Raw genomic sequence first — 20,424 nt, 5'->3', positions numbered from 1 at the left:
AATTAATTTATTATTTATATCAAGTCTAAATAAAATGAAGAAAATCTTATCACTAATTGCCGTCGCTACTGCTTTAATCACATCATGTTCAAATGATGACGATAATTCAAACCCAATAGAAACGCCATCAACTTACGTATTTACACGCAGCAATACTTCAACAGTTAATTTTGAAGGACAAACTACGAGAATACAAATGGCAGATGAGTTGGTAAATGCTTTAAAAGATAACACAAAAACAGATGTAGCATTACAAGCAATGTTTGCACATGCGCAAAATGATAATGATTTTGCTAATACTACTTTAAATGCTTCAGATAAAAATGTTCGTAGTAAAGTAGCTGCTTCAACCGATTATTTTTCAGCTAACACGACAGTTTCAAACGCCATAAAAGCTGATTTTGAAGGGTGGATTACATCACAAGTAACAAATGTTTTTCCTAATTGGAATACCGTTGCAACTGCAGGAAATGCAGGTCAATTACAACAAGCCGGTGGGGGAACCATACGCTACATAAATGGAAAAGGATTGGAGTATAACCAAGCCTTAGCTAAAGGATTGATTGGTGCTTTAATGATGGACCAAATATTGAACAACTACCTAAGTCCAGCAGTTTTAGATGCAGGTTCAAACATTGCAGATAATAATAATGGTGTTTTGGAAACTGGTAAAAACTATACGTCTATGGAACATAAATGGGATGAAGCTTACGGATATTTATACGGTAGTGAAGCTAATCCTGCTGAGCCAGTATTGGATGCAGATCAATTTTTAAGTGAATATATTGATAGAGTTTCTGCCGATTCAGACTTTTCAGCCTTAGCGGATGATATTTTCAATGCTTTCAAATTAGGAAGAGCTGCCATTGTTGCAAAAAATTATACAATTCGCGACCAACAAGCAGAAATTATTAGAGAAAACATATCAAAAATACCAGCGGTAAGAGGTGTATTTTATTTACAAGTTTCAAAAGCAAATTTAGAAACTAATAAAGCTAGTGCATTTCATGCGTTATCAGAAGCTTACGGATTTATTTATAGCTTACAATTCACAAGAAAACCAAATTCAATAGAGCCTTATGTAACTAAAGCAGAAGTTGATGGTTATTTAGCACAACTTATGGCTGGAAACGGTTTTTGGGATATCACAGAAACCACTATAGATAACATATCTAATGCTATAGCTGCTAAGTTTGGTTTTACAACCGCACAAGCTGCTACAGTTGAATAAAGCTATATTTTAGTTTTATTAAACTAAAGCAGATGGATGTATTAAATAGTTCATCTGCTTATTTATATTTGCAAACTATTTAAAGTAATAGGAATATGATTAAAAAAATTGTTTCGATAGTCGTTTTAGCTTTGGTAATTGCTGCGTGTAGTAGTTCAGAAGCTGATGGTGATAAAAAAGCAGCCGATAATTTTGATAGACAAACCATGCTTATCAATTGGGCAGATAACATCATCATTCCCGTTTATCAAGATTTGAATACTAAATTGGAAAGTTTGGTAACCGCTAAAGATGATTTTGTGGTAACACCAAACCAAACCAATTTAGATGCGTTACGTACCGCATGGTTAAATGCTTATAAAGTATGGCAATATGCCGAACTGTTTAACATTGGTAAAGCTGAAGCTATCAATTATGGGTATCAAATGAATGTGTACCCAACGACGGTGGCCGATGTTGAAGCCAATATAGCAAGTGGTACTTACGATTTGACACACGCCAATAATAACGATGCGGTAGGTTTTCCTGCTTTAGATTATTTGTTGTACGGTGTTGCTTCGGGTGATGCAGCCATCTTAAATGTTTATACCGCTAATGACAATGCTGCTGGTTATAAAAAATATGTGTCTGATTTGGTAAATCAAATGAAATCACAAACTCAAACCGTTTTAAACGATTGGACTTCAGGTTATAGAGACACGTTTGTAAATAGCACTTCAAATACAGCAACCAGTTCTACAAACAAATTAACAAACGATTTTATTTACTATTACGAAAAAGGCTTACGAGCCAATAAAATAGGAATTCCTGCTGGTAATTTTTCTACAAGTCCGCTACCTGATAAAGTGGAGGCTTTTTACAATCAAGGGTTATCTAAGGTTTTGGCTTTAGAAGCGATAAATGCAGTTCAAAATTTCTTTAACGGAAAAGCTTATAATTCAACTTCAACTACCAATAGTTTTAATGCTTATTTAGATTATTTGAATATTGCCAAAGGAGGCGAAGATTTAAGCACTTTAATTAATAATCAATTAAATTTAGCACGTACGAAGTTAGAGGTTTTGGATGCTAATTTTACCAATCAAATAAATACCGATAATTCTAAAATGACTATTGCTTTTGATGAATTACAAAAAGCAGTCGTGTTATTTAAAGTTGATATGGTACAAGCTATGAACATTAGTGTAGATTATGTAGATGCTGATGGCGATTAGTAATAATAAAAAATAAAGCAATTAAAGATTCTCTAATGTGTTAGGGAATCTTTTCGTTTTTATATGGATTTCAATTTAAAAACATATCTAGCTCAAAAAACCGATGCAGCACCTTTGGCGGTATTCCGTATCTTGTTTGGTGTTATGATGCTGTTTAGCCTCATTCGGTTTTGGGCATATGGTTGGATTGAAACCTTATACATTAAACCTAAATTCCATTTTTCGTATTACGGTTTCGAATGGGTGAAGCCATTAGGTGCATACACCTATCTTATTTTTACAATTTGTGGTATTTCGGCGTTTCTAGTAGCGTTAGGATTAAAATACAGACTCGCTATCACCGTCTTTTTCTTGAGTTTTACGTACATCGAACTCATGGATAAAACCACCTACTTAAATCATTATTACTGCATTAGTCTGTTAAGTTTTTTAATGATTTTTTTACCTGCGAACGCTTATTTTTCAGTAGACAATATTCTTAAAAAAACAAGTTTTAAAACCATACCTAAATGGACCATAGATAGCATCAAGTTGCTTTTGGGCATTGTTTATTTTTACGCAGGTTTAGCTAAAATTAATTCCGATTGGTTATTAAAAGCCATGCCATTAAAAATTTGGTTGCCCTCAAAATACGATTTGCCTTTTTTAGGTGAAGGTATCATGCAGCAATCGTGGTTTCACTATACCATGAGTTGGAGTGGTATGTTGTACGATTTAAGCATTCCGTTTTTATTATTGTACAGAAAAACACGTTGGTTTGCTTTTGTTATGGTGGTGTTTTTTCATGTGTTTACAAGTGTGTTGTTCCCCATAGGCATGTTTCCGTATATCATGATTGTTTCTACGCTTATTTTCTTTGATGCAAAATTCCATCATAAAATCATAGAAATAATAAAACGCATTATAAAACCTTTCGCAAAAACGCATACTGTCGAATATAAAGAAGCTTTCAATTTCAAAAAACAATATATAATAATACCTGTTTTAGCAGTGTTTTTCAGCATTCAATTACTTTTGCCATTTCGCTATTCATTATATCCGGGAGAGTTGTTTTGGACAGAAGAAGGCTATCGTTTTTCATGGCGCGTCATGTTAATGGAAAAAATGGGTTATACCACATTCACTATTAAAGATGAAAAAACAGGAAGCTCCTTCATGGTTAATAACTCCGATTTTTTAACGGCGTTTCAAGAAAAACAAATGAGCTTTCAACCGGATTTTATTTTAGAATACGCACATTATTTAGGCGATCATTTTTCGTCACAAGGCCATAAAAACGTACAGGTTTTTGCCGAAAGTTACGTGGCATTAAACGGGCGATTAAGTCAGCCATTTATTGATAAAACGGTCGATTTATATAAAGAAAAAGAGTCATTCAAACATAAAACATGGATTTTACCATTTAAAGATGAAATTAAAGGATTTTAAAATAGTTTTGATACTGCTTTTAAGTATCACATCGCATGCACAATACAAAATTTCTGGTAAGGTTACCAATGCGAGTACCAACCAACCAGTTAACCAAGTAGAAGTGTACGATAAAGTTTCTGGGTTAAGAGCCACCACAAATGCTTTGGGGTTTTATGAGTTTGAAACCGAGAAGAAAAACATCACTTTAGTATTTTTTTCTTATGAATTTGATGTGACAGAAACCACCGTAACAATCTCTGAAAATACGGAAATTGATATGGTTATAAATCCGTTGGCTGTTAAATTATCAGAAGTAGAAATTTCAACTCGAAAAGCAAAAGTATTCGAACTATCACGTTTAAGAGATGTGGAAGGCACTGCAATTTATGCAGGGAAAAAAACCGAAGTGATTTTGGTGGAACAATCTATGGCAAATTTGGCATCAAACAATGCGCGCCAACTTTACAGTCAGGTAGCAGGTTTAAATATTTACCAAAACGATGATGCAGGTTTACAGCTTAATATTGGAGGTCGTGGTTTAGACCCCAATCGAACCGCTAATTTTAATACCCGACAAAATGGGTACGATATTAGTGCCGATGTGTTGGGGTATCCGGAAAGTTATTATACGCCGGCATCCGAAGGGTTAAAGGAAATTCAGGTGATACGTGGCGCTGCTTCGTTGCAATATGGTACACAGTTTGGAGGGTTAATCAACTTTAAAATGAAAGAATCAAACCCTAACAAAGCTATAGAGTTAATTACCAGAAACACTTTAGGTAGCAACGGGTTGTACACCAATTTCACTAGTTTAAGTGGAACCAAAGATAAGTTTAGCTACTATACCTATTTCAACTACAAAAAAGGCGATGGGTTTAGACCAAATTCAGAATTTGAATCTAAAAACCTTTTTGTTCATTTAGGTTATGCGTTTAATGATAAAACCAAACTAACTGGCGATGTTACCTACATGCGTTATTTAGCGCAACAAGCTGGAGGTTTAACCGATATTATGTTTGAAGAAGATCCATACCAAAGTAATAGGGCTCGAAACTGGTTTCAGGTAGATTGGTTGCTGTATAATATTAAATTGGCTCATGAATTTTCAGAAAAAACAAACTTTACGTTAAACTTTTTCGGTTTGAAAGCATCTCGTATTGCTTTGGGTTTTAGAACCAATCGCGTAGACCAAATAGACCCGGGAGCTGAACGCGATTTAATAAAAGGTGATTTTAAAAATTTTGGATTTGAAACCCGTTTATTAAGTAAGTATAAAGTAGCCGAAAAAGACGCTACGTTCTTAATAGGCGCTAAGTTTTATAAGGCAGATAACTACCAACAACAAGGACCAGGAAGTGATGGTATGGGGCCTGATTTTAATTTTTATACGGAAGAATATCCCAATTATTCCAACCAATCGCAATTTGATTTACCAAACTTTAACATAGCTATTTTTGGGGAGAATATCTTTTATGTAACAGATAAATTTTCGGTAACTCCAGGATTTCGTTTTGAATATATTAGAACGCAAAGCGAAGGTTTTTACAAGAATATTAATACCGATGCGGCAGGCAATGTGATTTTTGAAGAAACAGTTGAAGATAATCGAGATTTCGATCGTTCGTTTGTATTGCTTGGTTTAGGCTTGAGTTATAAGCCAACAGTAAGTTTTGAAGCCTATGGAAATATATCGCAAAATTACCGTTCGGTAACATTTTCCGATATTAATATCATCAATCCTGCATTTGCCATCAACCCAAATATTACAGATGAAAAAGGTTTTACTGCCGATTTGGGAATTCGTGGTAATTACAAAAGTATCCTATCCTATGATTTGGGTGTTTTCGGGTTGTTTTATAATGGACGTATTGGTTTTGTGCAAAAAGTACAAAGCGATAATAGTATTAAAAATGAACGTGGTAATGTTGGGGATGCCGTTATGTACGGTGTAGAATCCTTGTTTGATTTCAACTTAAAAAAAATATTTAATTTAAGTAACGACTTCAGTTTTAACTATTTTATTAATACATCTATCATTAATTCTGAATATACCGAATCGGAAACGTTAGGTGTCAAAGGAAATAAGGTAGAATTTGTGCCAGATTTAAATCTTAAAACAGGATTGAAATTCGGCTATAAAGACCTCTTAGCAAGTGTGCAATACACTTATTTATCACAACAATTTACCGATGCCTCCAATGCGGTTGGGGGTAATATAAGTGGTGTTATTGGAGAAATCCCTAGTTATGATGTTTTAGATGTATCATTGGCATACACCTACAAACGTTTCAAGCTTGAAACAGGTATTAATAATTTACTAAATAACGCCTATTTTACAAGACGTGCTACAGGGTATCCAGGTCCAGGAATTATCCCATCAGCACCAAGAAATTGGTATACAACATTGCAGATAAAAATCTAATAAATTTCTTTAAGTTTTATTTAACATTTCCATATTAAACTTTCTTACAAAAGTTAGGTCTAATGCACGAACCTAACTAAAATAATCAACATTGAAAAAACTAGTGCTATTGCTAACGTTATGTATTTCAGCATCATTATTTGCTCAAAAATTCACTTTAGAAGGCGTTGTTAAAGATCAAAGTGCTAATACTTTAGAAGGTGCTACGGTGTACCTTCAAAGTATAAAAGATAGTATCCCTATATCTTATGGAATAACCAACAAGAACGGCGAGTTTTCATTACAAGTTAATACCGAAAACGATTCTAAAGCCATTTTCAATATTGCTTATTTAGGTTACAGACCATATAGACAAGATATTACTGTGCCTAACGGAAAGGAACTAAACATGGGAGCCATTACTTTAAACGATCAGGTTGAAGAATTAAACGTGGTATCTATTATTGGTAAAGCGCCTCCTGTTTTAATTAAAAAAGATACCATAGAATATAATGCTGATAGCTTTAAAACCATGCCTAACGATAAAGTAGAAGATTTATTAAAAAAATTACCAGGTGTTGAGATCGATTTAGATGGTATTATTACTGTAAATGGTGTTACTGTTGAGGCTATTAATGTAGATGGCATGCGTTTTTTTGGTGAGAAAAACGGTTCAATTGCTTTAAAAAATATCCCTAGTAATGCTGTTAGTAAAGTGCAGGTAACCGATTATAAAACCGATATGCAGAAGTTTACTGGTGAAGAATCTGATTCTGGTACTAAAGAAATAAACCTAAAAATAAAGAAAGGACAAAACAAAGCCTATTTTGGTGATGTGAATTTAGGATATGGCACCGATGAGAAGTATCAAGCCAACGCCAACTTGTTTCAACTTATTGATGGCAAGCAATTAGGTGTTATTATGGGAACTAACAATATAAACATGTCTAGAGGTTTTAATTCATTACCCGATGCTGATTCTAGTAATGGCTATATAGAATCTGATTTTTTAGGAACCAATTTTTCTAAGGGAAAATGGAACGAAACCCGTGTAAATGCTGATTATAGATACAGCAACCAAAGCATAGATAGAGCACAAAAAAGTTATACCGAGAATTTCTTGCCTGATTTGAATTACATCACTAATGCAACTAGTAGTGGTTTTAATGATTCTGATAGGCATGATGTGGGTTCAGATTTAAAATTTCTTATTGAACCCAAAAACAAAAGTTCTAGGAATAATGTACAGTTATCAAATGTTACCAATTTTAACACCTCAAATAACGATTCGTATTCAATGGTAGACAGGACTTCTGAATATGCCAATGGCGATTTGGTAAGTACCTATTTTTCAGAAAGTAACTCCAGTAGTTCCAATTACAATTTTAATAACGATTTTAGCGTAACCTCAAGAGTAGGAAAAAAGAGAGACTACTTTAATATTGGACTTAGTACTACATTCGATAAACAAGATGCCGAAGGTTCAAACTATTCTAAAAATGATTTAGAAAATAGCAACACCAGTGTTGTTCAAGACCAAATATCTAACAACAATAATTCAGGAGCTAGAATAAATTTAAATGCCAGATGGAGTAAAGAGTTATTTAATAATTTTAGAATAATACCCAGGTATAATGCCACTGTAAATAGCCAAAAAGATAAAAAGTTCATTTATGATTATAATGAAAATACTGAGAATTATGATGATTTTAACGATCAAATAAGTATTGATAGTAGGTATATAAACACAACCATAAGACCATCATTAGGACTGCGCTATGATTATAAAGAATTTCGTTTTGAGCTAGAAGGTTCTTATACCAATACTTTCAGAAACTATGAAGATAACATTATAGAAGCGCGTAATTTTAAAAACGAGTTTGTATATGTAACTTATTCTGGTAGAATACGATACCGTGATGAAAAAGGTTATAAAAACATCACTTTTGATTATGACCAAAATGTTAACTTACCATCAATTAGCCAATTACAGCCCATTGCTGATGTTAGCAATATTACCAATATAAGAACCGGAAACCCTTTTTTAGAACCAGCTATAAGTCATGAGGTTGGTTTAAGATATCAAAACAATATTGCGTTTAACAATATTAATGTTACAGCAAATGCCAAGGCTGAATTTGTACAGGACAAAATTATTAATTCAACCATAACAGATTCAGATTTAATACGCTATACAACCTACGAAAATATAAATGGCGACTATAGTATTTCAGGAAATACTGGAATTTCAAAATCGTATTTCAGTAAAAACACAAATTTCAATATTAATTTAAGGCTAAATGGCGATTATAATAATATTAAATCTATACAAAACGCAATTAAAATCACAACAAAAACCAATACACTCAGGCCTTCATTATCTTTAAGCTATTCATACAACAAGAAAATAGATATCAGTACGTCTTACAGTTATGCGATGACGAATACAAAATACGACACCAATACATTTAGCGAGAATGATTATTTTGTACAGAATGTAAGGTTAGAATCTTCAGTCTTTTTTCTAAAGGATGCGTTTTTTACTAATAAAGTTTCATACCGATATAACAGTAGGGTGGGCGATGATTTTGATGGCGCCGCTGTTTTTTGGAATGCAGGTTTAGGGATACAGCTATGGGATAATAAAGCAACTTTAACAGCTGTTGGCTACGATATTTTAGGAAAAAATAATGGGTACAATAGGTCGATTTCTGAAACGTCTATTCAAGATGTAGAGAATAGAATATTAGAACAATACTTTATGCTAACCTTTGTTTACAAATTTGGGCGTTTTGCGGGTCAGAATATGAATATGGGCGATAGAAACCAAAACAGGCCAGGTGGAGGTTTTAGAAGACGTTAAGATTGTTAGATAATTTTTTAAACAACATTAGATAAGTTGGTTCTTTTAGTTTTTTAAATATTCTAAAAGACAAAATGTTTTTAATCACTATTTTTTATTCCTTAAATTTTACACGATTCAAACAGAAAAAAATATGTATATTTGCACGCAATTATAATCATAATTGCATCATGACTGCACACGAAAATAAAATTCTAGGAGAAGGGTTAACCTACGACGACGTTCTACTAGTTCCCGCATACTCAGAAGTACTTCCACGCGAAGTTAATATTCAAACAAAATTTACACGAAACATTACTATTAATGTGCCCATTATTTCGGCGGCTATGGATACCGTTACAGAAAGCAAAATGGCTATAGCCATGGCACAAGAAGGAGGTATTGGTGTGTTACATAAAAACATGACCATTGAAGCACAGGCTTTAAAAGTTAGAAAGGTGAAACGTGCCGAAAGTGGTATGATTATAGACCCTGTAACGTTACCACTTACAGCAATAGTTAATGATGCAAAAAAAGCGATGGCTGAATTCGGTATAGGCGGTATCCCTATTGTAGATGAAAATGGCACGTTAAAAGGTATTGTAACCAATCGAGATTTACGTTTCGAGCACGATAAAAAGCGTCCTATAGTTGAGGTTATGACGAGTGAAAACCTGGTAACCGCTGCTGTTGGAACGTCTTTAAAAGATGCCGAAATCATTCTTCAGCAACATAAAATTGAAAAACTTCTTATTGTTGATGATAACTACAAACTATCAGGTTTAATAACCTTTAGAGATATCACCAAATTAAGCCAAAAACCAATGGCTAATAAAGACCAATACGGGCGTTTACGTGTGGCTGCAGCTATTGGTGTTACTGGTGATGCGGTTGATAGAGCTGAAGCCTTGGTAAATGCAGGTGTAGATGCTGTGGTTATTGATACAGCCCACGGACATACTAAAGGTGTGGTTGGTGTTTTAAAAGAAATAAAAGCAAAATTTCCAAATTTAGATGTTATAGTTGGTAACATTGCAACAGGATCAGCCGCGAAATATTTAGTAGAAGCAGGAGCCGATGCCGTAAAAGTTGGTATTGGTCCAGGTTCTATATGTACTACACGTGTAGTTGCAGGTGTAGGTTTTCCTCAGTTTTCTGCAGTTTTAGAAGTAGCAGCCGCTATAAAAGGTACAGGAGTTCCTGTAATTGCCGATGGTGGTATTCGCTATACTGGTGATATACCTAAAGCTATTGCCGCTGGTGCAGATACCGTCATGTTAGGGTCGCTTTTAGCAGGGACAAAAGAATCCCCAGGTGAAACCATTATTTATGAAGGACGAAAATTCAAATCGTATCGTGGTATGGGTTCTGTTGAAGCGATGAAAGAAGGTAGTAAAGATCGTTATTTCCAAGATGTTGAAGACGATATTAAAAAATTAGTACCAGAAGGTATTGTAGGGCGTGTACCTTACAAAGGAGATCTATATGAAAGCATCCATCAGTTTATTGGTGGTTTGCGTGCTGGTATGGGCTATTGCGGTGCTAAAGATATTGCCACTTTAAAAGAAACAGGACAGTTTGTGAAAATTACAGCGAGTGGTATTAACGAAAGCCACCCCCACGATGTAACCATTACTAAAGAATCTCCTAATTATTCTAGATAGGTTTATTGATAGAGATAGATAATTATAAAATAAAAAAAAGGTTAGAATTTTTGGATTCTAACCTTTTTTTTGGTTCGTTAACGGCTCTTTTTAAAAAACGTAGGGCTTTAGCAGAACTTTTCTATAATCCGATCAGGAGGTTTATTGATAGCCATAAATTTTCTAAACCCCCTTTTTTGTTCAATGTTTATTATACTTTGTGGTGCGTTCGTGCTTATTATTTGTTTCTTTTTTAATTTTATTTCTGTCAATTCGTTTGCGCACACAAGTCAAGAGCGCACTTGCTCCTATGGCCATAGTCACTGCAATAACATTGAATAGTATATCTTGATGGTCGAACACACGATTAGGCAAGATTATCTGGATGCATTCATCTAGCACTCCAATTAGAGAAGTAAAAATTAAAGCAAGAAAAGCAGGAGCAAGAATGAGTTTTTTTTGATGTACTCTTTCTACAAGCGCTTTGTGTATAAATATTGCTAATACGCTATACTCTATCACATGACTACGCTCCGATGCTCCCAACCTGAATATGAACATAACATAAACGGCAATTATTCCTAACAGTATTGATATTTCACTCTTACTTGGCTTTGTCCGCACCCCGTGAATAATGATAGCTGTGCCCACCAGCAGAATACCAAGCACAAAAAAAAATGCTTGGACGTTTTGATCCCGTAATTGACATGCCAGAGGGCGTCCCATAAAAAGAGTAGCGTAAATAGTATTAAACACTATAAATGCCCAAAACCAAAGTCGTTTTTCACGTGAAGATGTAAAAAGAGTCATTGTATTCAATAGTTTTTTATTAATGTCAGTCATGTCATCCTCAATCTAGCTTGTCAGCAAGTAAACGAATTTGTTTTTTTCTGGCAAAGTCAGATTAAAAAGGTTAGTGAATCTTCAATTAATAACTTAATGGGTACTTTTATTTATTTTTTGATAAAAAAAAGCTATGTGCTGGTATAAACTTGCCCTCTGTGTGGTTTTAAAGCATCTCGAATGGGTTTCATGTTTGCTTCATCTACAACCAAATATGCAATAGTATGCACATCACTTACATTTTCAAAGCCTGTAATGGGGATGTCTAATTTTTCTAGTTTAATGTATTCTTTTAAATGAATTTCATGATGTTGTGCAATCTTACTGGCATCTGGACCATGAAAATCCCATATTAACTTTAATTTTCGCATACTATTAAATAAAAATAATAATTGAAAGGTAAAAAATATATCATTTAAAATAGAAATATTTTATGTTTTTAATCGTTTGTAAAAGCAACTTGCATTATAGCTTTATATTGCTATTTTTGTGCTATCATATAAATTTTATTCAAATGAACTTTAAGTATTTATTTATTTTAATTTTTTCAGTATTTATTTCAAATGTTAACGGTCAATCTGCTAATAAAGAAGTGTTGTTTAGTGTTGACGATGAACCTGTTTATGTTTCAGAATTTTTAAGGGTTTATAATAAAAATTTAGATTTAGTTCAAGACGAATCTCAAAAAGATGTCGATGAGTATCTGTCTCTTTTTACCAATTACAAACTAAAGTTAAAAGAAGCAAGAGTTTTAAAAATTCAAGAAAAACCAACATACATACGTGAGTTGGATACTTATAAAAAGCAGTTGGCAAAAAGTTTTATTACAGATGCTAAAGTAACAGATGCCTTGGTGCAAGAAGCATACGAACGTATTTCTAACGATGTCAAAGCGTCTCATATTTTAATAAAAACTCCAGAAAACGCAAATCCAAACGATACCTTAGCGGCATATAATTCTATTGTGAAATTACGTAATCGCGCTTTAAAAGAAGGGTTTGAAAAGGTAAGGCAAGAAGTGCATAACGGACAAACGGTTTATGGTGAGGACTTAGGCTATTTTTCAGGTTTTAGAATGGTTTACGCGTTTGAAAATGCAGCGTTCAACACTAAAATTGGTGATATTTCACAACCGTTTAGAACTCAGTTTGGGTATCATATTGTATATGTACAGGATAAAAGAAAATCCAGAGGCGAACGTACTGTTGCCCACATTATGGTTGTAGAAAAACCAGGTGATTCTTTAGCTGAAAAGCCAGAAGATAGAATTCAAGATATTTATAAAAAGCTAAAACAAGGTGAGGATTTTGAGGCGTTGGCTAAACAATTTTCAGATGATACAAATTCGGCATCAAACGGTGGTATGTTAGCACCATTCACTGGAGGACAAATAAACGCCATTGCTTTTGAAGATGCTGCTTTTGGTTTAAATGAAGTTGGAGACATGTCCGAGCCTTTTAAAACGCAATACGGGTGGCATATTGTAAAATTGTATGGCAAAAAACCAATTGCATCTTTTGACGACATGAAACCAGAACTAGAGGAAAAAGTGAAACGTGATGAACGGTCTAAATTAATTGATGAAGCTTTATACTCCAAACTTAAGACAAAATACAATATTCCAGAAAAACAACCAGCTTTAGGGTATTTCGCATCTATTTTAAATGATGATTATTTTAAAAGTACTTGGCAGCTTCCCAAAGATTTTACAGCAGATAAAGCACTTGTTAAAATGGGAAGTAAACAATTAACCTATAAAGATTTTGGCGATTATTTAGTTTCGGCCCAGCGTAATACTGCTGCAAAAACCGACTTTAAGTCCTTGGCTTCAAAACACTATACAGAGTTTTTAAACACCAATTTAGTAGCATACCAAGAAGATAATCTGGAGACCGAAAACAAAGAATATGCCAATGTAGTTACCGAGTATAGGGATGGGTTATTATTGTTTGATTTAATGGAAACTACTATTTGGAATACAGCTAAAACCGATTCTTTAGAAATTGAAAATTACTACAACACGCACAAAAACAAATACCTAACACCAAAACGGGTAGATGCAGTAGTAGCTTCTTCAAAAGACAAAAAAACCCTAAAAAAAGTAGCAAAACTTTTAAAAAAGGGGATGGCATTACAGCAAATTAAATCGCTTGTTAATAGCAATGATAAAATAGACGTTATCTTTACAGTAGATATTATGGCTACCAGCCATCAAGCATTACCAGAAGGGTTTTATTTTAAAGAAGGAATCTCTAAAATATACAATCATAATAACGCTTTTGTTTTGGTTCAAGTAAAAGACGTGTTGCCCGAAACTCTAAAAACATTAGAAGAAGCTAAAGGTTTGGTGATAAGCGATTATCAAACATATAAAGAAGAAAAATGGCTAAGAGAGTTGGCAGAAAAATATAAAGTAGTTATAAACCAAGAGGCTTTAAAAAGCGTGAAATCTCAAATAAAAAACGAATAAGTGCAAAATAAAATCATCCTCTTTTCTCTCTTAGTATTAGTTACTTCGTGCGATTTTTTTAAAAAAACGGACGACAGAGTTCCTGTTGCAAGAGTTAATGACACCTATTTGTATGATGATGATATTAAAGATTTAGTTTCTGAAGGCACTTCTAAAGAAGATAGTATGCTGGTGGTTCAAAACTTTATTAATCGGTGGGCTACCCAGCAGTTGTTTATAGATGGTGCTAAAGTTAATTTAAGCGAGTTGAAACAGGATGAGTTTAATAAGTTAATACAGCAGTATAAAAATGATTTATATACCAAAGCTTACATTGAGGCTTTAGTAAAAAGAGATATGGATACGGTTGTTACAAGGCAAGAAGCTGAAACCTATTACAACGAAAACAAAGATGTGTTTAGATTAAATGAAGAGTTGCTTAAGTTTAGGTACATTCATTTAGATGAAAACATTATTAACTATAGTACGATTGTTGAGAAGTTTAAACGATTCAACACCAAAGACAAAAAAGACTTGAACGCTATTGCCATACAGTTTAAATCCTACTCGTTAAAAGACACAATCTGGATTAAGGCTAACCAAGTAATTAGTAAAATACCTGCTATTACTCCCGAAAATAAAAATCAACTGTTAAAAAAATCTAATTTTGTACAACTCAAAGACTCATTAGGAGTATATTTGATGCAAATTAATGACGTTTTGTTGCGAAATGATACGGCTCCGTTAGAGTATGTAAGACCGACGATTGACCAAATTGTTGTTAATAAAAGAAAGCTTGAACTTATTAGAGAACTAGAAAAAGATATTACTAAAGATGCTATTAAAAATAAACAATTTGAAATTTACAAATAATTTGAAACAACTCTTTTTTTTATTCATAACCCTACTAATAGTACAAAGTGTATTTGCGCAAGAACTAATAAACGACGAAGTGGTCGAGCAAGCATCTAAAAAGGTAGATTCAATTAATACCCAAAATGCTAAAAAAGTTGACGGGGTTGCAGCAGTTGTGGGCGACTATATTATTTTAGATTCGGATGTTGATAAAGCCTATTTACAATTACAAGCACAAGGCGTTAATACTACCGATATAAAAGCATGCGAATTATTCGGGAAGTTGTTAGAAGATAAACTGTACGCACATCAGGCAGTACAAGATAGCATTGTTGTATCGGATGCAGAAATAAGAAAGAATGTAGACTATCAAGTTGAACAATTTTTAGCGCAATCTGGTAAGTCTATGAAAGAGCTTTTGGAGTTCTATAAAAAGGACGACGAAAAAACGTTTAGGGATGAAATGTTCGAAATCAATAAAACCAACCAGTTAGCATCAAAAATGCAAGCTAAAATTGTTGAGGAAATTGAAATAACGCCAGAAGAAGTACGTGCATTTTTTGAAAAAATTCCTAAAGAAGAACGCCCAACATTTGGTACCGAGTTAAAAGTAGCTCAAATTATTGCAGAACCTAAAATATCTGAAGAAGAAAAGCAACGCGTTATTAACAGATTGAAGGAGTTTAAAGCAGATATTATTGAAAACGGAGCAAGTTTCCGTTCTAAGGCTGTTTTGTATTCTGAAGACCCAGGGTCGGCAAGTAAAGGTGGAAAATATACCTTGAACAGAAAACAACCACGAATGGTTAAAGAGTTTAGGCAAGTCGCTTTTTCACTTCAAGAAGGTGAAATATCGGAGCCTTTTGAAACTGATTTTGGTTATCATATCATTCAATGCGATAAAATTAGAGGGCAAGAATACGATGTAGCCCATATTTTATTATCACCTAAAGTTTCGACTGAAGCTGTTAAAGAAGCAAAAGAGCGTTTAGAAAAAATTAGAGAGCGTATTGTTGATGGTAAAATATCGTTTGCAGATGCTGCAAGAGAAGCGAGTGATGAAAAAGAAACTCGTGGTGATGGAGGCCAATTAATAAATCCAACTACGCAAGATTATAATTTTGAATTGACTAGGATGGAACCAGAGTTATATTCACAAATACAAAGTTTAAAAGACAATGAAGTTAGTTTGGTTTTAAAAGAGGAAGACCGAACAGGTAAAACAAAATTTAAAATTTTAATGGTTACCGATAGAATAGACCAACACGAAGCAGATTATGCCCGCGATTACTTAAAAATAAAGCAATTAGCTTTAGATGAAAAAAAGATAAACGCAATTGCAAAATGGCAGGAAGAAAAGATTTTAGATACCTATATAAAAATTAGCGGAGCGTATAGAAATTGTGAATTTTCTAATAATTGGTTAAAGAAATAAGTATGTCTGATGTAGCTGCTATAGAACAATTTGTAAAACGATATAAAGATTTAAAAATTGAAATTGCCAAAGTAATTGTTGGTCAAGACGAGGTCGTAAATCAAATATTGATTTCCATTTTTTCTGGCGGACATTCATTACTTATTGGCGTACCAGGTTTAGCAAAAACCTTAATGGTAAATACTATTGCGCAAGCCCTAGGGCTCGATTTTAAACGCATTCAATTTACGCCAGATTTAATGCCTAGTGATATTCTTGGTAGTGAAATTTTAGATGAAGACCGCCATTTTAAATTTATAAAAGGGCCAATATTTTCTAATATTATTTTGGCAGATGAAATTAACAGAACACCTCCAAAAACGCAAGCAGCATTACTAGAAGCCATGCAAGAGCGTGCAGTAACAGTGGCGGGTCATCATTATAAACTGGAGTTGCCTTATTTTGTTTTAGCTACCCAAAACCCTATTGAGCAAGAAGGAACGTATCCGTTGCCAGAAGCACAATTGGACCGTTTTATGTTTGCAATCAATTTAGATTATCCATCATTTAAAGAAGAGGTTGAGGTAGTAAAAGCAACCACTTCAGATAGCCAAGTAAAAGTGAACGCACTTTTTTCAGCAAAAGAAATAACAGACTTTCAGCATTTAATTAGAAGAATACCAGTTGCAGATAATGTTATTGAGTACGCTGTAACTATGGTAGCGAAAACAAGACCCAATGGAGATACAGCTGGTGAATTAGTTAAAAACTATATCGATTGGGGTGCAGGACCAAGAGCTTCTCAAAACTTAATTTTAGCAGCTAAAACTCATGCCGCTATTCACGGTAAATTTTCTCCCGATATCGAGAATGTTCAAGCGGTAGCTTACAGTATTTTAAGACACCGAATAATTAAAAACTACAAGGCAGAAGCAGAAGGAGTTTCTGAAACACAAATAATCAGAAGCCTTTTTTAATTTCCCATAACTAATTGTTATTAAATCGTCATTAATAATCTGAAAATATTGAAAAAAATATAATAAGATTAATTTAAAATGTGACTATAATAAATTGCAATATGGAACAGTTGTATTGCAGCGTTTGTTTTTACTTCTAAAGATTAATTTTGTAATTTGCCGAACCTAAAAAAAATAAATCAGCATGCTTCCGTGCAAGTGCTATTATCACAATTCATGCAAATCAATTTGATTTAATTGAATTTAACATTGAAAATATTTTTCCTATGAACATTTATGAAGATTACATCAAGGAGATCGAAGAAAGAAAAGATCAGGGGCTTAATCCAAAGCCAATTGATGGTGCCGAATTGTTAAGCGCAATTATCGAGCAAATTAAAGATTTAGATAACAATTATAGAGAAGATTCTCTCAATTTTTTTATTTACAACGTAGTACCTGGAACTACCAGTGCCGCAGGTGTGAAAGCTGAATTTTTAAAGGAGATCATTCTTGGGAAATCTGTAGTTAAAGAAATTTCACCTGCCTTTGCTTTAGAGTTACTATCGCATATGAAAGGTGGCCCTTCAATTGAAGTACTACTTGATATCGCTTTAGGTGATGATACTGCTAAAGCAAAAGCAGCAGCCGAAGTTTTAAAAACACAAGTTTATCTTTATGAGGCGGACATGTATCGTTTACAGGAAGCTTATAAAAAAGGTAGTGCCATTGCTAAAGATATTTTAGAAAGCTATGCAAAAGCGGAGTTTTTTACGAAACTTCCAGAGATTGAAGAGGAAATCGAAATAGTTACTTTTATAGCTGGTATTGGTGATATTTCTACGGATTTATTGTCGCCAGGAGGAGATGCGCATTCAAGATCAGATAGAGAGTTACACGGTCAGTGCATCTTCGAGCATAATAAAGAGATGCAAAAGAATCTTTTAGCATTAAAAGATCAACATCCAGACAAACGTGTAATGTTAATTGCTGAAAAAGGAACCATGGGAGTTGGTTCTTCAAGAATGTCAGGAGTAAATAATGTGGCTTTATGGACAGGTATTCAAGCAAGTCCTTACGTACCATTTATCAATATAGCTCCAATTATTGCTGGTACAAATGGTATTTCTCCAATTTTCTTAACGACCGTTGGTGTAACAGGAGGTATTGGAATTGACTTAAAAAACTGGGTGAAACAAAAAGATGCCGAAGGAAACACGATTTTTGATGCTGACGGTGAGCCAGTATTAGAGCAAATCTATTCTGTTGAAACAGGTACCGTTTTAACAATAAATACAAAAGAGAAAAAACTATACCACGGAGATCAAGAGGTAATGGATATTTCAGCTTCATTAACGCCACAGAAAGTGGAGTTTATCAAAGCAGGAGGTTCTTATGCTATTGTATTTGGTAAAAAATTACAAACATTTGCAGCTAAAACTTTGGGAATTGATATTCCTCAAGTATATGCACCATCAAAAGAAATTTCTATTGAAGGTCAAGGTCTTACTGCTGTTGAAAAAATATTCAATAAAAATGCTGTTGGCAATACACCCGGAAAAGTATTGCACGCAGGATCAGATGTTCGTGTAGAGGTAAACATTGTTGGTTCACAAGATACAACAGGTTTAATGACTTCTCAAGAGCTAGAATCAATGGCAGCCAAGGTTATTTCACCAATTGTTGATGGTGCTTACCAATCTGGTTGTCATACCGCTTCAGTTTGGGATAATAAATCTAAAGCCAACATTCCAAAGCTAATGAAGTTTATGAACGACTTTGGTTTAATCACGGCACGTGACCCTAAAGGTGTTTATCACTCGATGACGGATGTAATCCATAAAGTATTAAACGATATCACTATTGATGATTGGGCTATTATTATTGGTGGCGACTCTCACACGCGTATGTCTAAAGGGGTTGCTTTTGGAGCAGATTCCGGTACTGTTGCGTTAGCCTTAGCTACAGGAGAGGCAACCATGCCAATTCCACAGTCTGTAAAAGTGACTTTTAAGGGTGACATGAAGAGTTATATGGACTTCCGTGATGTGGTTCATGCAACACAACAGCAAATGTTAAAGCAATTTGGAGGCGAGAATGTGTTTCAAGGACGCGTAATAGAAGTTCATATTGGAACATTAACAGCGGATCAAGCTTTTACATTTACAGATTGGACTGCTGAAATGAAAGCGAAAGCTTCTGTTTGTATTTCGGAAGATGAAACTTTAATCGAATCATTAGAAATCGCTAAATCTAGAATCCAAATCATGATTGGGAAGGGTATGGATAATGATAAACAAGTACTTCAAGGATTAATAGATAAAGCAAATATAAGAATAGCAGAGATTAGATCTGGTGAAAAACCAGCATTAACTCCAGACGCAAATGCTAAATACTTTGCAGAAGTTGTTATTGATCTTGATAAGATTGAAGAACCTATGATTGCTGATCCAGACGTGAATAATGCGGATGTTTCTAAACGTTATACACATGATACAATTAGACCATTGTCTTTTTATGCTGGTACTAAGAAAGTAGATTTAGGGTTTGTAGGATCTTGTATGGTTCACAAAGGAGATATGAAAATTTTAGCTCAAATGTTAAAAAACATTGAGGTACAACAAGGAAAAGTTGAGTTTAAAGCGCCACTTGTAGTTGCACCTCCTACTTATAATATTGTTGATGAGTTAAAAACAGAAGGTGATTGGGAAGTTTTGCAAAAGTATTCAGGATTTGAATTTGATGATAATGATCCTAAAGCTGCAGCCCGTACTAAATACGAAAATATGTTGTATTTAGAACGCCCAGGTTGTAACCTTTGTATGGGTAATCAAGAAAAAGCTGAACCAGGAGATACTGTAATGGCGACTTCTACACGCTTATTTCAAGGAAGAGTTGTAAAAGATTCTAGTGAGAAAAAAGGGGAGTCTTTATTATCATCAACTCCAGTTGTGGTTTTATCTACAATTTTAGGTAGAACACCTAATTTAGCTGAATACCAAGCTGCAGTAGTTGGAATTAACTTAACAAAGTTTAAACCTTCTAGTAAGTTGTTGGTTAAGTAATTAAATTACAAAATAATAATTTTAAAGCCCGAGTTTTAACTCGGGCTTTTTTATTTCTCTATAGAAGGTTTATTTACTTAATATATTAATAATTAATTGAT

At 33.9% G+C, this 20,424-nt stretch carries 13 protein-coding genes; 11 read left to right on the top strand and 2 right to left on the bottom strand.

Annotated features, from left to right (window positions below; translation table 11 throughout):
• Positions 1–34 precede the first annotated feature (34 nt).
• The 6 genes from VP395_RS12340 to guaB all read left to right on the top strand — a co-directional run bounded on the left by VP395_RS12340 (position 35) and on the right by guaB (position 10,762).
• A complete protein-coding gene (locus VP395_RS12340; protein ID WP_346242322.1) occupies positions 35–1,231 on the top strand; it encodes a DUF4856 domain-containing protein in 1,197 nt (398 codons plus the stop codon).
• 95 nt (positions 1,232–1,326) lie between these two features.
• Positions 1,327–2,445 (top strand): imelysin family protein, encoded by a 1,119-nt coding sequence (locus VP395_RS12335; protein ID WP_346242321.1) that lies wholly within the window; start codon positions 1,327–1,329, stop codon positions 2,443–2,445.
• Between the two features lie 63 nt (positions 2,446–2,508).
• A complete protein-coding gene (locus VP395_RS12330) occupies positions 2,509–3,873 on the top strand; it encodes an HTTM domain-containing protein (protein ID WP_346242320.1) in 1,365 nt (454 codons plus the stop codon).
• Positions 3,854–6,277 carry a TonB-dependent receptor domain-containing protein gene (locus VP395_RS12325; RefSeq protein WP_346242319.1) on the top strand — a complete coding sequence of 808 codons (2,424 nt, stop codon included), beginning with the start codon at positions 3,854–3,856 and terminating at the stop codon, positions 6,275–6,277. The genes VP395_RS12330 and VP395_RS12325 overlap by 20 nt, the downstream gene beginning before the upstream one ends.
• Positions 6,278–6,368: 91 nt before the next feature.
• Positions 6,369–9,119, top strand: coding sequence for an outer membrane beta-barrel protein (locus VP395_RS12320; protein ID WP_346242318.1), 2,751 nt, complete (start codon positions 6,369–6,371; stop codon positions 9,117–9,119).
• A 170-nt stretch (positions 9,120–9,289) separates the two neighbouring features.
• Entirely contained in the window at positions 9,290–10,762 is a 1,473-nt protein-coding gene (guaB, locus tag VP395_RS12315) for an IMP dehydrogenase (protein ID WP_346242317.1), read from the top strand.
• Positions 10,763–10,942: 180 nt separating this feature from the next.
• Here guaB and VP395_RS12310 read toward each other — a convergent pair whose 3' ends face one another.
• Together VP395_RS12310 and VP395_RS12305 are read right to left on the bottom strand one after the other, a co-directional pair.
• A complete protein-coding gene (locus VP395_RS12310; protein WP_346242316.1) occupies positions 10,943–11,584 on the bottom strand; it encodes a VanZ family protein in 642 nt (213 codons plus the stop codon).
• Between the two features lie 131 nt (positions 11,585–11,715).
• Positions 11,716–11,955, bottom strand: coding sequence for a hypothetical protein (locus tag VP395_RS12305; RefSeq protein WP_346242315.1), 240 nt, complete (start codon positions 11,953–11,955; stop codon positions 11,716–11,718).
• 143 nt (positions 11,956–12,098) lie between these two features.
• Between VP395_RS12305 and VP395_RS12300 the strand changes: the two genes are divergently transcribed.
• The 5 genes from VP395_RS12300 (at position 12,099) to VP395_RS12280 (ending at position 20,323) form a co-directional block, all read left to right on the top strand.
• Positions 12,099–14,054 carry a peptidylprolyl isomerase gene (locus VP395_RS12300; protein WP_346242314.1) on the top strand — a complete coding sequence of 652 codons (1,956 nt, stop codon included), beginning with the start codon at positions 12,099–12,101 and terminating at the stop codon, positions 14,052–14,054.
• Entirely contained in the window at positions 14,055–14,906 is an 852-nt protein-coding gene (locus VP395_RS12295) for a peptidyl-prolyl cis-trans isomerase (RefSeq protein WP_346242313.1), read from the top strand.
• On the top strand, positions 14,869–16,323 hold the full coding sequence (locus tag VP395_RS12290; RefSeq protein ID WP_346242312.1) for a peptidylprolyl isomerase: 1,455 nt from the start codon (positions 14,869–14,871) through the stop codon (positions 16,321–16,323). Before VP395_RS12295 ends, VP395_RS12290 begins: the two co-directional genes overlap by 38 nt.
• 2 nt (positions 16,324–16,325) lie before the next feature.
• Positions 16,326–17,279 carry an AAA family ATPase gene (locus VP395_RS12285; protein ID WP_346242311.1) on the top strand — a complete coding sequence of 318 codons (954 nt, stop codon included), beginning with the start codon at positions 16,326–16,328 and terminating at the stop codon, positions 17,277–17,279.
• A gap of 266 nt (positions 17,280–17,545) precedes the next feature.
• Complete coding sequence (locus tag VP395_RS12280) at positions 17,546–20,323, top strand: bifunctional aconitate hydratase 2/2-methylisocitrate dehydratase (RefSeq protein ID WP_346242310.1); 2,778 nt, start codon at positions 17,546–17,548, stop codon at positions 20,321–20,323.
• Positions 20,324–20,424: the final 101 nt, after the last annotated feature.

The sequence above is a fragment of the Mariniflexile soesokkakense genome, from assembly GCF_039650365.1.
GTDB lineage: Bacteria > Bacteroidota > Bacteroidia > Flavobacteriales > Flavobacteriaceae > Mariniflexile > Mariniflexile soesokkakense.
Note: the sequence above shows the minus strand (reverse complement) of the source record. Positions and strands in the feature narration are given on the sequence as shown.